The 16323-nt window shown below is 32.7% G+C and carries 13 protein-coding genes; all 13 read right to left on the reverse strand.

What is annotated here, in order from left to right:
- Positions 1–46 precede the first annotated feature (46 nt).
- Entirely contained in the window at positions 47–2311 is a 2265-nt protein-coding gene (gene pcrA, locus G9F70_RS21050; RefSeq protein WP_164944129.1) for a DNA helicase PcrA, read from the reverse strand.
- Between the two features lie 425 nt (positions 2312–2736).
- A complete protein-coding gene (locus tag G9F70_RS21055; protein ID WP_164944148.1) occupies positions 2737–3039 on the reverse strand; it encodes a YerC/YecD family TrpR-related protein in 303 nt (100 codons plus the stop codon).
- A 243-nt stretch (positions 3040–3282) separates the two neighbouring features.
- A complete protein-coding gene (gene secG / locus G9F70_RS21060; protein WP_164944128.1) occupies positions 3283–3513 on the reverse strand; it encodes a preprotein translocase subunit SecG in 231 nt (76 codons plus the stop codon).
- A 112-nt stretch (positions 3514–3625) separates the two neighbouring features.
- Positions 3626–4921, reverse strand: coding sequence for a phosphopyruvate hydratase (gene eno, locus G9F70_RS21065; protein ID WP_164944127.1), 1296 nt, complete (start codon positions 4919–4921; stop codon positions 3626–3628).
- A gap of 118 nt (positions 4922–5039) precedes the next feature.
- Positions 5040–6572: a 2,3-bisphosphoglycerate-independent phosphoglycerate mutase gene (gpmI, locus tag G9F70_RS21070; protein WP_164944126.1), complete on the reverse strand. Its 1533-nt coding sequence runs from the start codon at positions 6570–6572 to the stop codon at positions 5040–5042.
- Between the two features lie 52 nt (positions 6573–6624).
- Positions 6625–7371 carry a triose-phosphate isomerase gene (gene tpiA, locus G9F70_RS21075; RefSeq protein ID WP_124999633.1) on the reverse strand — a complete coding sequence of 249 codons (747 nt, stop codon included), beginning with the start codon at positions 7369–7371 and terminating at the stop codon, positions 6625–6627.
- A gap of 138 nt (positions 7372–7509) precedes the next feature.
- A complete protein-coding gene (locus tag G9F70_RS21080; protein ID WP_164944125.1) occupies positions 7510–8706 on the reverse strand; it encodes a phosphoglycerate kinase in 1197 nt (398 codons plus the stop codon).
- A 217-nt stretch (positions 8707–8923) separates the two neighbouring features.
- The gene (gene gap / locus G9F70_RS21085) at positions 8924–9931 is read right to left on the reverse strand and encodes a type I glyceraldehyde-3-phosphate dehydrogenase (protein WP_164944124.1); all 1008 of its coding nucleotides are present in this window, start codon (positions 9929–9931) and stop codon (positions 8924–8926) included.
- A gap of 79 nt (positions 9932–10010) precedes the next feature.
- Positions 10011–11045: a sugar-binding transcriptional regulator gene (locus G9F70_RS21090; RefSeq protein ID WP_164944123.1), complete on the reverse strand. Its 1035-nt coding sequence runs from the start codon at positions 11043–11045 to the stop codon at positions 10011–10013.
- 147 nt (positions 11046–11192) lie between these two features.
- A complete protein-coding gene (gene rpoN, locus G9F70_RS21095) occupies positions 11193–12563 on the reverse strand; it encodes an RNA polymerase factor sigma-54 (RefSeq protein WP_187352965.1) in 1371 nt (456 codons plus the stop codon).
- A 143-nt stretch (positions 12564–12706) separates the two neighbouring features.
- A complete protein-coding gene (locus G9F70_RS21100; protein WP_164944121.1) occupies positions 12707–13636 on the reverse strand; it encodes an ABC transporter permease in 930 nt (309 codons plus the stop codon).
- The gene (locus G9F70_RS21105; protein ID WP_164944120.1) at positions 13629–14735 is read right to left on the reverse strand and encodes an ABC transporter permease; all 1107 of its coding nucleotides are present in this window, start codon (positions 14733–14735) and stop codon (positions 13629–13631) included. The genes G9F70_RS21100 and G9F70_RS21105 overlap by 8 nt, the downstream gene beginning before the upstream one ends.
- A complete protein-coding gene (locus G9F70_RS21110; RefSeq protein ID WP_164944119.1) occupies positions 14728–16269 on the reverse strand; it encodes an ABC transporter ATP-binding protein in 1542 nt (513 codons plus the stop codon). The genes G9F70_RS21105 and G9F70_RS21110 overlap by 8 nt, the downstream gene beginning before the upstream one ends.
- Positions 16270–16323 lie beyond the last annotated feature (54 nt).

Consider the following 16323-nt stretch of genomic DNA (forward strand, 5'->3'; position numbering starts at 1 on the left):
AAATAAAATAACTAGCATACTGACTAGTTATTTTATGGAACATGTTTTATAACATTTCTATAGGTGCTTTATCTAATACCAACTTTTTTATCCCCATATTATCAAAGGCTATTGAGATTAAGGTGTCACCATTTGAACTTGACATTGACACAATGGTGCCTATTCCAAATTTACCATGCTTAACTTTTCTACCTATCGTAGCTTCACTTTTCATACTTTGCTGCTGATTACTACCTTGCTCCGTAACTGATAGGTACTCTTGCGTGGTAGCATTACTCTCTTCAGCATTTGAACTCATAAGTCCATGAGGATTATACTTTTGTGGCGCCTTAATTTTATTTCTTTTTAAGACCTGCACAGTCCTATTTTTATTTCCCCCAATAATTTCTTTTAACCCTTCTGAGATTTCACTTATAAAATCAGAAGGCGCGTACCCAACAGTTCTTCCAAATACCATCCTACTTTCTGCTGATGTTATATAAAGCTTTTCTTCTGCTCTTGTTATAGCAACATAACATAGACGCCTTGATTCTTCCATTTCCGTAAAGTTGTTAAAGGAAGACATACCTGGGAATATACCATTTTCCATACCAACCATGAATACCACTGGAAATTCTAACCCTTTTGCACTATGCACCGTCATCATTGCTGCAGTATCTACAATTTCCTCAGGATTCTCAGGATTCTCTCCACTTGAACCTAAACTAACCCCTTCTAAAAAGGCTAAAAGTGATTTATCTTCTGAAGTTCTTTCAAATTCTACAGCATCTGATACTAATTCCTTTATATTTTCTACTCTGCTCTCATCCTCTGGTTCCTTAGATGTTTCTAATTGCTTTAAATATCCTGTATCACTCAAAATAGACTTAATTAACTCAGATACAGTGATTTCATCCTTTTTAGCCATAAAACTATTCATAAGACTAACAAACTTATTTATAGATGATGTATTTCTAGTGGTCAGCGACGGTATAAACTCCACATCTAGAATAGCACTATACAAACATTGGTCTATATCAGTTGCAAACTCTTGAATCTTTTGAATAGTTGCATCACCTATATTTCTTTTAGGTACATTTATAATTCTTTTTAATGCAATATCATCAAGAGGATTATTCATAAGCTTTAAATATGCCATTATATCCTTTATTTCTTTCCTATCATAAAACTTTAGTCCTCCTACTATTCTATATGGAATTAAAGACTTCCTAAAACTTTCCTCAAAAATACGAGATTGGGAATTCATCCTATATAAAATTGCAAAATCCTTAAAGCTCTTATTTTCTTCCTTCATAATTTCCTTAATCTGACTTGCTACAAAATTTGCCTCATCCCTATCTGAAAATGCTCTATACAAATTGATTTTGTCTCCACTTTCTTTTTCAGTCCTTAGTGCTTTGTCTTTTCTCTCCGAATTATTTCTTATGACTTCGTTAGCTGCCGTAAGTATATTTCCATAAGATCTATAGTTTTGCTCAAGCTTAACCACTTTTGCCCCTGGATAATCACTTTCAAAATCTAAAATATTAGTAACATCAGCACCTCTCCATGCATAGATGCATTGATCGTCATCTCCAACTACGCATATATTTTCCTTTTCATCTACTAAAAGCTTTATAAGCATATACTGGGCCTTATTTGTATCTTGATATTCATCTACCATAATATATCTAAATTTTTTATGATAAAATTCTAAAACGTCCTTATTATTTTTAAGTAGTTCTACAGCTTTAAAAATTAAATCATCAAAATCTAGTGCATTATTACCTTTTAGCTTTTTTTGATAAAGAACATATATATCAGCAATTTTATTTTTCCTAAAATCATGTTCATTTTCTTTTTTATATATTTCTGGAGAAATTAGTTCGTTTTTAGCATTTGATATTTTATTTAGAATTTCTGAATCTGTTAAATCTTTTTCATTTATCTGAAGCTCTTTCATACACTGTTTAATCAAACTTTTTTGATCATAACTATCGTATATAGTAAAGTTCTTATTATATCCTAGTTTATCTATTTCCCTGCGAAGTATCCTAACACAGCTAGAGTGGAAGGTAGAAATCCACATATTATCTGCTATATTACCTACAAGCGCACGCACTCTATCCTTCATTTCACCAGCTGCTTTATTCGTAAAAGTTATGGCTAAAATTTGCGAAGGGTATATATTTAGATCTTGAATCATATGGGCAATTCTATAAGTTAAGACTCTAGTTTTTCCAGAGCCCGCACCTGCCAAAATGAGTAGCGGACCATCCACTGTTATCGCAGCCTCACACTGCTCTTTGTTTAATAAGCTTTCTAAATCCATAAAAACACTCCTTATATATTATATTAATACTAGATACATCTAGCATTACTTATGTTTCTCTCAAGACGCAAATAAACAAATAATAAGTTAGTATACTACTTGTTTATTTGCAACAGACATACCTATAATTATATCACAATGTGTGTAAACTTAAACAATTTTAAAAATAGAGACGGCTAATTTATGTTCACTCCTTTAACGACATTTCAGAAGGGAAGCTACATACTTATATATATGAGTGCTCCTACTATAATATATAAAAAACTTCAGCAAGAGCATAAATCTCCTTCTGAAGTCGTTAATATTGCGGCATCGAAGATGATGCACGGCTACGCAAGTGACGATTAACCTTAGTTATACTGAGTAAATATATGTTAACCGTCTCTTTTTATACCAATTTATAAGGCACATGAAAATAAATATACTTATTTTTTTAATTTCAAACGTTCTAATATAAGTTTATACCCATCACTACCATAGTTTAATGATCTATTTATTCTACTTATTGTGGCGGTACTTGCCCCTGTAGTACTAGCTATATCCAGATAGGTCCTTTTTTCTTCTAACATTTTCGCTACCTGAAGTCTTTGCTCAAATGCTTGAATTTCATTTATAGTGCATATATCCTCAAAAAATCTATAGCACTCTTCCTTATTTTGCAGGCTTAAAATACCATCAAAAAGAAAATCCATATCTTCACTTTCTAATTTAGAACTATATTCACTCATCATCCTTCACCTCTAATGATCATTGATTACTTTAAACAATTTTAACATTTATATTATATTTATACTATTAAAATTTAACAAAATCCAAAAATTACATATTTTACAAGTATTTTGCCTTATTCAAGTGATTTTATAATTTACTGTGAAATAAAAAAATGCAGTTTATTAAAAATTATTTAAATAAACTGCTACAAGCCCAAAATATTTATTTGAATGTGCTTAACTGTGATTTAGATAATTATATTATTTAACTAAATTTAACATAACCGTAGTTAAAATAAAGCAAACTGCTGAGATTGCTGTGATTCTTGCTAGTACCGATTCTGCAGTTTTCGTTTTATTTTTTGCAAAGAAAGTCTCAGAACTTCCTGCTATAAGACCACTTAATCCATTTGATTTACTAGGTTGCATCATAACTGAAACAATTATAATAATTGATGTTATAACCTGTAAAACTATTAGAAAACTATGCATGTGAACACCCCCCTATTCATGGAATACAACATTATTTTAGCATACTCTGAGGTAGCTTGCAATAAAATGCAAGAGCATAGCCTATAAAGACTATACTCTTATTTAGCATTGGTTATCTTTTGATGTTATAAAATGCTTTTAGTCCTCTATATTCAGCCATTTCTTCTAATTCTTCTTCTATTCTTAATAACTGATTATATTTAGCAACTCTTTCGGTTCTAGCTGGTGCACCAGTTTTAATTTGTCCTGCATTCACAGCTACAACCAGGTCTGCTATACTCGTATCTTCTGTTTCTCCTGATCTATGAGAAACTACTGCAGTAAATCCTGCTCTTTCAGCCATTTCTATAGCATTTAATGTTTCAGTGAGTGTTCCTATTTGGTTTAATTTTATAAGAATTGAATTTGCAGTTTTTCTTTCAATTCCCATTTTTAATCTATCAGTATTAGTTACAAATAAATCGTCTCCAACTAATTGAATTCTATCTCCTATTTTATCAGTTAAGTACTTCCAACCTTCCCAATCTTCCTCAGCCATTCCATCTTCTATAGAAATAATTGGATATTTGTTAACTAATTCTACATAGTAATCAGCCATTTGCTCTGGAGTTAATATTCTTCCTTCTGAAGATAAGTTGTATGTTCCATCTTCAAAGAATTCAGAAGCTGCTGGGTCAAGAGCTATATATATATCTTTTCCTGGAACATATCCTGCTTTTTCTATAGCTTCGATTATAATCTTTATAGCTTCTTCATTTGATGATAAGTCTGGAGCGAATCCACCTTCATCACCGACACCAGTAGCGAGGCCCTTAGATTTTAATAATGCTTTTAATGAATGGTAAACTTCTGCACTCATTCTTAGCGCTTCGCTGAAAGAAGTTGCTCCAACTGGCATAATCATAAACTCTTGTAAGTCTACATTATTGTCAGCATGGCTTCCACCATTTATAATGTTCATCATTGGAACTGGTAAAACTTTAGCGTTTACTCCACCAATATATTGATATAATCCAAGACCTAGTGATTCAGCTGCAGCTCTAGCGCAAGCTAGGGATACTCCAAGAGTTGCATTAGCACCTAGTTTGCTCTTATTGTCTGTTCCATCAAGAGCTATCATTGCTTTATCTATAGCTATTTGATCATATACATTCATTCCAATTAACTCTTCAGCTATTAGATTATTTACATTATCAATAGCTTTTAAAACGCCTTTTCCGTTATATATATCTTTGTCTCCATCTCTGAGTTCTACGGCTTCAAACATACCAGTAGAAGCTCCTGATGGCACTGCTGCTCTTGCTACTGTTCCATCTTCCAGGGTTACTTCAACCTCAACAGTTGGAAATGCTCTTGAATCTAAAATTTGTCTTGCATAAACATCAATAATTTCAATATAGTTCTTCATATATTATTGCCTCCAATTTTTTTATGTTATTATTTTCTAAGTTAATAGAATAATCCACTAGTCTTTGAAAATATTTGTTTAACTTAGATAATATAATAATCTTATTTATATTTTAATGCTAATCTATGATTAATGATTTTCCTGTCATTTCCACCGGTACAGGCAGACCCATAACTGAAAGCATTGTAGGTGCCATATCTGCCAAGATGCCGCTATCCTTTAGTTCTTTACTATGGTTTGAAATATAAGTAAATGGAACTAAATTTGTAGTATGTGCTGTCATAGGCTTTCCTGACGAAAAGTCAATCATTTGCTCAGAATTTCCATGGTCTGCAGTTATAAATATACTACCATCTTTCTCTAGAACATTTTCAACAATTTTTCCAAGACATATATCCACTGCTTCTATTGCTTTTTTAGCAGCTTCAAAATCTCCTGTATGACCTACCATATCTGGATTAGCAAAATTAAGTATAATCATGTCATAAAGGCCCGAATCCAATCTTTTTAATAATTCCTCGGTAACCTCATAGGCACTCATTTCTGGCTTTAAATCATAAGTAGCTACCTTAGGCGATGGAATAAGTGCTCTATCTTCATTGGCATTTGGAGCCTCAACTCCTCCATTGAAGAAGAATGTAACATGAGCATATTTTTCAGTTTCAGCTATTCTTAACTGTCTTTTGCCCATTTTACTAACATATTCCCCCAGTGTATTTGTGAAACTTTCTGGTGTATACGCCACATCAACATTTTCTAGGGACATATCATATTGAGTAGTACACACATAGTTTAAATTTAGTGTTTCTCTTTCAAATCCAAGGAATACTTTATCATTTATTGCCCTAGTAATCTCTCTAGCTCTGTCTGGTCTAAAATTAAAGAATATAACACTATCATTATTACTTATAGCGGATACTGGTTTATTATTCTCCATGATAACCGTTGGAAGAACAAACTCATCTGTCTTATTATCATGAAAAGCACGTTTAACTGCTTCTGTCGCTGATGTACTCTCTTCACCTTTAGACAAAACCATAGCATCATATGCAAGCTTAACTCTTTCCCATCTCTGATCTCTATCCATAGCATAATATCTACCACTTACAGTAGCAATTTTCCCGATACCTATTTCATTCATATATTCTTCGAGTTCTGCTATGTATTCCAGCGCTGAACCTGGTTGTACATCCCTGCCATCTAGGAAAGCATGCACATAAACCTTTTTAGCGCCTTTATCCATAGCAAGCTTTAATAATGCCTTTAAATGATTAATATGAGAGTGAACTCCACCATCAGACAACAATCCTAAAAGATGTATTGAAGAATTTGCTTCAATAGCTTTATCTATAGCACTATTAAAAGCAGGATTTTTAAAGAAGTCTCCTTCCTTAATTTCTTTTGTTATCCTTGTAAGTTCTTGGTATATAATTCTACCAGAACCTATATTTAGATGACCAACTTCTGAGTTTCCCATTTGACCCTCTGGTAGTCCTACCTCTAGGCCACTTGCCTTCAATTTTGTACTTGGATATTTCTTTAATATTGCGTCATAGTTCGGTTTATTTGCTGATACTACTGCATTTCCATCTAAGTGATCTGATAATCCAAATCCATCTAAAATCATTAGCATTACTGGTTTCTTTGGCATTTTTGTTCCTCCCACCCGCTCTGTTTCTAACATATATCTGTTTATTTATATTTTAATAGTTTACTATTCCTGCAAAATCTTCTGCTTTAAGACTAGCTCCTCCAATTAATCCACCATCTATATCTGATTTACCCATTTGCTCACTTATAGTTGATGGTTTAACTGAACCGCCATATTGGATTCTAAGTTTATCCGAAACATCAGATCCAAACATAGCAGAAACAGTCTTTCTTATAAATCCAATTGTTTCATTAGCCTCATCTGCAGTTGCAGTTTTTCCTGTGCCAATAGCCCATATTGGTTCATAAGCTATAACCAATTTTTCCACTTGCTCTCTTGTAAGTCCTGCTAAATCTAACTTTATTTGGTTATCTAATACTTTTTCTGTAATATTTGATTCTCTTTGTGCAAGAGTTTCTCCCATGCAAAGTATAGGTGAAATACTATGATTATAAGCAGCTTTAAGTTTTTTATTTACACTTTCGTCTGTTTCATTGAAATACTGTCTTCTCTCACTATGGCCAATTATAACATAATCAACGCCCATATCTTTTAACATTCCTGGTGAAACTTCACCTGTAAAAGCACCATTTTCCTCAAAATGCATGTTTTGAGCTCCTACTTTTATATTTGATCCCTTAGCTGCTTTTATTACTGCATCTAAACATAAAAATGTAGGACAAACTACAACTTCACATTGTGCATTTTTAACTAAAGGTTTTATTTCCTGGATTAAACTTACAGCTTCACCTACAGTTTTATTCATTTTCCAATTACCTGCAATTATACCTTTTCTCATAAAAAACCCTCCTAATTATTGCTTTGTGATATATGTGAAATATTAATTGTTATCTCCCTCATTTGTCTTTAAAAAAACTTTTGAGGAAGGCAACAACTAATATTAATTTATGACTTTAAAATAAAAAAATTTATTTAATTATTTGTTTGTAAGAGCTTCGATTCCTGGTAACAATTTACCCTCTAAAAACTCAAGAGATGCTCCACCACCTGTAGATATGTGAGTCATTTTATCTCCAAATCCTAATTGGTTAACTGCCGCTGCACTATCTCCACCGCCTATTACAGTAGTTCCGTCAACTTTTGACATGCCTTCTGCTACTGCTATAGTTCCCTTTGCAAAATTTGCAAATTCAAATACTCCCATTGGTCCATTCCAAATAATAGTTTTGGCTATACTTATAGCACCTTTGTAAATCTCACAAGTCTTAGGTCCAATATCAAGTCCCATATACCCATCTGGAATATTTTGATTATCAGTAACTACAGGCTTTGCCTCAGCTGAAAATCTATCCGCAACAATATGATCCACTGGTAATAAGAATTTAACTCCTTTTGCCTCCGCTCTTTGCATCATATCTTTAGCATATTCTACTTTATCTTCTTCAACTAATGAACTTCCTATAGAATAACCACCAGCTTTTAAGAATGTGTAAGCCATTCCTCCACCAATTATTAAAGTATCTACCTTTTCAAGCAAATTAGCAATAACATCTATTTTATCTGAAACCTTAGCTCCACCTAAAATTGCTACAAAAGGTCTAACTGGTTGATCTACTGCTTCTCCTAAGAATTTCAATTCTTTTTGAATTAAGTATCCACATACTGAAGTCTCAATAAACTGCGTTACCCCAACTGTAGAACAATGAGCTCTATGAGCCGTTCCAAAGGCATCATTTACAAATATATCTGCAAGAGATGCGAGTTCCTTTGAAAAATTCTCACTATTTTTAGTTTCTTCTTTTCTATATCTTGTATTTTCTAATAACAAAACATCTCCGTCTTTCATTTTTGCTACTTCAGATTTTACATTATCACTAACTACATTTGGATCTGCCGCAAAAACTACTTCGGATCCTAACATTTCACTTAATCTCTTAGCAACTGGTGCTAGTGAAAGTTCAGGTCTTGGCTCTCCACTTGGTTTTCCAAGGTGTGAACATAAAATAACCTTTGCTCCATTTTTAATTAAATAATTTATTGTAGGCATAGCACCTACTAATCTATTTACATCAGTAATTGCTCCCTCACTTAATGGTACGTTGAAATCACATCTTACTAACACCTTTTTACCTTTAACCTGGATATCTTCTATGGTTTTTTTATTAAATTTCATACACATTCTCCTCCCATACTGTTTATTATACAAAATCTTTTTAACTTATAATAATTGTACTTGTATTAATTATTGTTTGTGCTAAATTTTGCATGATGTAATTATTAAAAAGGCCTGGTTCTATAGATTAACTATAAAACCAACCCTTAATATTTTACTTACTGTTTGCTTACAGTTAAATTATAATTTGCTTACAGTTTTATAGTAAAATTAATTTTTATAGTCTGTCTGCAACATATTTAGTTAAGTCTGCGAGTCTATTTGAATAACCCCATTCATTATCATACCAAGCTACAACTTTAACCATGTTATCTCCAATAACCATAGTTGATGGTGCATCAACTATAGAAGATCTTTCGTCTCCTCTAAAGTCAATTGAAACTAATGGTTCTTCGCAGAATCCAAGAATTCCTTTCATTGTAGTTTCAGAAGCAGTCTTAAACGCTGCATTTACTTGCTCTATCGTAACATTTTTTGAAAGTTCACAAACTAAATCTGTGCATGATACTGTTGGAGTTGGAACTCTTAATGAGAATCCATTTAATTTTCCTTTTAATTGTGGTAGCACCAGCGCTACAGCTTTTGCAGCTCCAGTTGTAGTTGGAATCATTGATTCACAAGCAGCTCTTGCACGTCTCATATCGCTATGTGGAGCATCTAATAATCTTTGATCTCCAGTATATGAATGAATTGTAGTCATAAGACCCTTAACTATTCCAAATTCTTGATCTAAAACTTTAGCAAATGGTGCTAAGCAGTTTGTTGTACATGATGCATTGGAAATTATGTTATGTTTAGCTGCATCGTACCTTTCTTCGTTAACTCCTAGTACTATTGTTATATCTTCATTTTTTGCTGGTGCAGATATAAGAACTTTTTTAACACTTCCACCTAAATGAGCATTTGCTTTAGTGGCATCTGTAAAGAATCCTGTAGATTCTATTATTATTTCTGCTCCAAGTGAATTCCAATCTATATTTTTGGGATCTCTTTCTGCGAATATTTTAATTTCTTTTCCATTAACAACTATTGAATTTTGTTTAGCTTCTACAGTTCCGTTAAATTTTCCATAAAGTGAATCATATTTTAAAAGGTGAGCAAGTGTTGCAGCATCTGTTAAGTCATTAATTCCTACTACCTGTAATTCTGTAGCATAGTTTGCCACTAGTGCTTTAAATACATTTCTTCCTATTCTACCAAATCCATTTATTCCTACTTTTATCATTTTGACAAAACCTCCTAAATTTTAAAAAATAATTATATGTAAATATATAATTTTTCCTTCTACAAAATCATTATATAGTTTACTCTGTTTTCTCTATAATATTTATAATTTCTTTTGCAGCTGCTTCATCAATTATTAAAACGGTACTTGAACGATTGATTTCAGTGGCTATGATGGCTCTAGCTTTGTTTTTTCCAGCTGCTACTGCAATTAGAGTTTTTATGTTTTTAACATCTTCATTTTTCACCCCAATAGTAGGTGTAGAATGAACTATCTTACCTAGTCCATTGTAATAATGGCCAAAAGTCTCTCCTACAGCACCTAAGTCTTCTAGTTCTCTTATATCTTCTTCCGATAGACCTCTTTTCCTAGCCATGTCTGTAGCAATACCTATACCATAAATAAGAACCTCAGCACTTCGAATCTTATCAATTATGCTTTTTATTTCTTTTTCATTTAATATAGTTTCTAGTGCTACATTGCTCAAATTATCAGGAGCATGAAGTAATTCATAATTGCCACCAATTTTATCTGCAAGCCTTGCCACTAATGTATTGGCTTGAATTTCTACATTTCTTGCCATACCACCTCTAGCCGGAAGCACTAAAATATTACTGTACTTATTATTTTTAGTAAAACCATCTACAACTTGTTTAACTGTTGATCCACCTGTTAATGCAATTATACTATTATCTTTAATAATATCCATAGCATAAGTGGCAGCCGCTTTTCCAAGTTCTTTAAGCACACTTTTATCAAAGTCTACATCTCCAGGAACAACTATAACTTGGTGAATATTCAAATGCTTCTCAATAAACTTCTCAATTTGAGACAATCCTTTAATTTCATGAATAAACCCTTTTAACTTATTTATAATTTCTTCCCCATCAGTTGTTATAAACATACCCGATGTATTAACCTCAATTAAATTCTGAGATTTTAAAAAATTTATTTCATTTCTTACTATTCTTTCACTTATATTCATGTCATTTGCCAAAATTCTTCGTCCTATAGGCCCATTATAATATATCACTCTTAATATATCATACCTCTTTTGGAGAAGTTCTATGAGTTCTGGGACTACCTTTTGTTGTAATTTTAATATGTTCTGCACTTAAACACCTCTATGGACTTTTTAAGTCCCAGCTTATATTTTTTGTTCCCACTTACATTATAAATGAAATACTAACTTTTTTAAATTAGTATTTGAAAAAAACTTGTTAACATTGTGTTAACAAGACTCTTAAAAGTAATATTTCACTTAAAATCTTTTTCGTTTACTCGAACTCTTAATTTGGAGTTCTTCTCTATATTTTGCTACAGTTCTTCTTGAAATATTCATCCCTTCTATATTTAATCGATTACAAATAATTTGGTCTGATAACGGTTTTTTTTTATCTTCCGTGTCTACCATTTCCTTAATAGCACTCTTAATATTAATTGTAGATATATCCTCTCCACCTATAACTGAAGCAATTCCACTAGTAAATAAATCTTTTATTTTAATGACTTTACCGCTATTCACACTAACATATTTTTCTCTAATTGCACGACTTATAGTGGATTCATGCATTTCTAAATTGTCAGCAATTTTTTTAAGTGTCATTGGTTTTAAGTATTCGTCTCCGTTATCAAAATATTCCTTTTGAACTACCAAAATCTCTTCCAAAACTCTATATACAGTATTTTTCCTTTGTTCAATACTTTTAATAAGAAACATTGCACTATTAAGTTTTTCTTTCACATATTCTACTGCCTCTACGTCTTTTCCATTTTTAATAATTTCCTTATACATTGAATTTATATTCAATTTAGGCAGCATATCTTCGTTCATAGAAATAAAATATTGCTCATTAATTTTATTGATGTAAGCATCAGGTACAATATATTTAACTGTCTCTCCAGTATAAAATCCTCTTGAAGGCTTTGGCTCTAAAGTTTTTATTATGTCTACATATTTTTGAACATGAGGAATCGTTATTTTTAGTTCTTTAGCTATGACATTATATTTATTTTCTGCCAATAATTCTAAATACTCTTCAATTATTTTATAAATATTTTCATCATTATTGCCCAGGTTATATAATTGAATTTTCAAGCATTCTCTTAAGTCCCTAGCTCCTATTCCCTCTGGCTCCAAAGATTGAATAATTTTAAGTGCATTTTCAGCCTGTTCATTTGATATTGTAAGCTCCTTGCATATGTCAGATAATTTTACAGATAAATATCCTTTTGCGTCTAAATTTTCCACCATGTATTTACATATGTCCAGAGTTTCAGGTTTTTCAGTTAACTCGCCTATTTGCTCCACAAGATAATCTTTAAGAGATTTTTCTTGTGCAATATAATAAAAAGGAGAAACTTCTTCACTTTCAGACTTTGCACTATAATTTTTTATTTTATAATCGTCTTTTTCAAGATATTTAATTATTTCTTTATATTCATTTGTTTCAGTGTTATTATTTTTAGAATTTTGTAAATCTCTTTCCTCAAGTACCGGATTTTCTTGCATTTCTTTATTTACATATTGACCCAGCTCGTATGCGGACATTTGAAGAAGTTTAACAGACATCTGCATTTCTTGTGTCATTATTAATTTTTGTTCTTGGATCAAATTCAAACCAAAATTAATGTTCATTTTATCCTCACCTCATATAAATCACCTTATAAATATTATAACATAGCATAGACTATAAATATAGATTATGTCTTAATGCACATTCTAATAAAATAAAAAAACCTTAGCAAAAGCTAAGACTTTTTATTTTCAAAATTTTATCTCGATCCTTTATCATAGGGCTTACCACTAGCCAAAGGCCCTGTTGTTTTCCCAACAAATCCTGCAAGTGCAAGCATAGTAAGTACATATGGAATAACATCATATACTTCTGAAGGTAAATTCCAGCTAAGCCCCTGTGCAAAAATACTAAATGAATTACCAAAAGCAAATAGTAAACTAGCACCAAGCGCTCCAAAAGGCTTCCAATTACCAAATATAACGGCAGCTAAGGCAATAAATCCTTTTCCTGCAACCATTCCTTCTCTGTAAAGTGGAGCAGAAGAAAGGGATAATGCCGCTCCACCCAGTCCTGCAAGCATTCCTGATAAAATAACACATAAATATCTTATTTTATAAACATTTATTCCTAATGTATCTGCGGCCTTTGGATGCTCTCCTACAGCTCTAATTCTTAGTCCCAATGGCGTTTTATATAATACATAGTGTGACACAAATACTAAAATAATTGCTACTATAACAAACCAGTTTAACTCAGCTATTAATTTACCTATTATTGGTATATTTCTAATTCCATCTGGTATGTTATATGAAAGTCCTTTTACTATATCTGTTTGGCCACCCTTGCCACCAAATAGCTTAAATATTAAGAAACTAGCAAGGGCCGTTGCAAAAAGATTTATAGCTGTACCGGAAATTACTTGATCTGCACGCAAATGTATACTGAGCACTGCATGTATTAACCCCAAAACCCCACCAGCTATAACTCCGAAAAGTATTCCTACTACAGGACCAAATAAAGAACTTCCAAATACCGCAAAGAAAGCACCTATTACCATCATACCTTCAAGGCCTATATTAACCACACCTGATTTTTCAGAAAATATACCACCCAGAGCTGCAAAAATTAGAGGCGTTGCTATTCTTAGAGTTTGGGCTAACAAATTTATTAAAATAATACTACTCATTTGTAATCGCCCCCTTCTTTTTCTTTTCAGAGAAGTACTTAACAATATAATCTGTAGCTACAAATGTAATAATTATAGCTTGGATTAAATAAACTATGTCTTTTGGTATTCCATTTAATTGAAGAGTTCTAGCACTACTATTTAAAGTTCCGAATAATAGTGCCGAGGCTATACATCCAACAGGATTACTCTTGGCAAGTAGTGCAACTGCAATACCATCAAACCCATAAGAGGGAAGTGCCATAAAGTCTTTTACATTATGAAGAACACCTGCAACCTGTGTTGCCCCACCAATTCCTGCAATTGCACCAGAAATCACCATAGCTAGTATTGTATTTTTCGCTACATTAATTCCACCATATTCTGCAGCATGTGGATTTATGCCAACAGCTCTTATTTCATATCCAACAGTGGTTTTCCATAATAACCAAAATATAAAAATAGCTACTGCTATGGCAAGGAATATACTAATATTAGCCCCACTACCGGATACGAACCTAGGCAACTGTGCACTCTCTTGTATAATTGCCGTACTTGATTTACCTGTCACTCCAAAGCTAGTTCTTAATATAAAGAAATTAGCGAGTGCCATAGATATATAATTCATCATAATTGTATTAATAACTTCATGAGTACCTACTTTAGCCTTTAAATATCCAGGTATAGCCCCCCATAATCCTCCGGCTACAGAGCCTGCAAGAATAATTAGTACTATATGAATTACAGGGTTTAGGCCTGGAATAGTTCCTACAAAAGCCGCTGCTAGCATTCCTAGTATAAATTGGCCAGCAACACCTATGTTAAATAGTCCACATTTAAATGCTACTGCATTTGCGACCCCTGTAAATATTAATGGAGTAACTTCTGAAACAGTAACAAAGGTTACTCTTGGATTACCAAATCCACCTTTATATATAAGTCCAAACAAATCGCCTAAAGCCGAAAAGTACTGTAATATAGAATATCCTTTTGCCCACATTACAAAGAACACAGCAACAAAAATGGAAACAATTATAGAAAAGAAAGGAAAGGCCAGCGCTTTAAGGGCACTCTTTGCCGTATTAACAAGTTTACTGTCTTTACTTTTAGCTTTATTCATTATCTTTAACTCCTTTCGGTGTTTCACCAAGAGTACCACCAGCCATAAGTATACCAAGTTTTTTCTCTGTGGCATCACATCTCTCTAGTATATCTACTATTTTACCATCATACATTACCGCTATTCTATCTGATAATGCTAGTATTTCATCCAGCTCTAAGGACACTAATAAAACCGCCTTACCCTTATCACGTTCACCCACTAGTCTTTTGTGAATATATTCAATTGCACCAACATCAAGACCTCTTGTAGGTTGTGCTGCTATTAACAATTCTGGATCCTTTGAAATTTCTCTAGCCGCTATAAGCTTTTGTTGATTACCACCTGATAGTGCCTCAGCGTTTACATCTGCATTTGGAGTTCTAACATCAAATTCTCGAATAAGCTCATCACAGTGCTTTCTAATTTCACTGTAATTCATAACTATACCTTTACTAAAAGGTGCATTTTTATGAATTCCAAGCACAGAGTTTTCAACTAGAGAGTAATCTAATATAAGTCCTCTTTTATGTCTATCTTCTGGTATATGGCCAACACCTGATGACATAATAGCTCTTGGTGACTTACCATATATATCCTTACCGTTTAAAGTAATACTTCCGCTCTTCGGCTTTCTAAGTCCAGTTAGAACCTCTAAAAATTCAGATTGACCATTGCCATCAACACCAGCTATGCCAAGAATTTCTCCCCCTTGTACTGTTAAATTCAAATTATCTACAGCAGGTAATCCTCTTTGATCATTCGCACAAAGATTTTCAATTTTTAATATTTCTCCTCTAATCACAGCGGGCTTCTTGTCTACGGTTAAATTAACCTTTCTTCCTACCATAAGTTCAGCTAATTCGTCTATACTTGTTTCTTTAGTATTTACGGTACCAGTAACCTTACCTCGCCTTATTATAGTAACTCTATCACTCATACTCATAACTTCTTTTAATTTATGAGTTATCAGTATTACTGATTTTCCTTCTTTTTCAAGATTTCTAATTATAATCCCTAGCTCCACAATTTCTTGAGGCGTCAAAACTGCAGTAGGCTCGTCTAATATTAATGTTTCGGCACCTCTATATAGCGCCTTTAGTATCTCTACTCTTTGTTGTTGTCCTACGGAAATATCTTCTATAACTGAATTTGGATTAATAGCAAAACCATATTTTTCAGAAATCTCTTTAACATCATGTATTGCTTTGACCATATCAATTTTAAAGCCTTTTTTAGGTTCAATGCCTAAAACTATATTTTGTGTTACGGTAAAGTTATGTATAAGCATAAAATGCTGATGAACCATTCCTATGCCAAGCTTTATAGCATCATTTGGAGTATTTATATTCACTAGGTTACCGCTTACATAAATCTCGCCTTTTTCTTGTTTGTATAGACCATAGAGAATATTCATAAGAGTTGTTTTTCCTGCACCATTTTCACCAAGAAGAACATGCGTTTCCCCTCTTAATAATTCGAAATCTATATTGTCATTGGCAATAGTACCTGGAAAAACCTTGGTTATGCCTTTCATTTCGATTACTTTTTCCATTTGCTTTCCTCCTTAAGAAAAATTAAATCACCACCTGTAGAGGTACAAATACCA

Origin of the sequence: Clostridium sp. FP1 (assembly GCF_011065975.2) — a bacterium.
Taxonomy (GTDB): Bacteria; Bacillota; Clostridia; order Clostridiales; family Clostridiaceae; genus Clostridium_AD; species Clostridium_AD tagluense.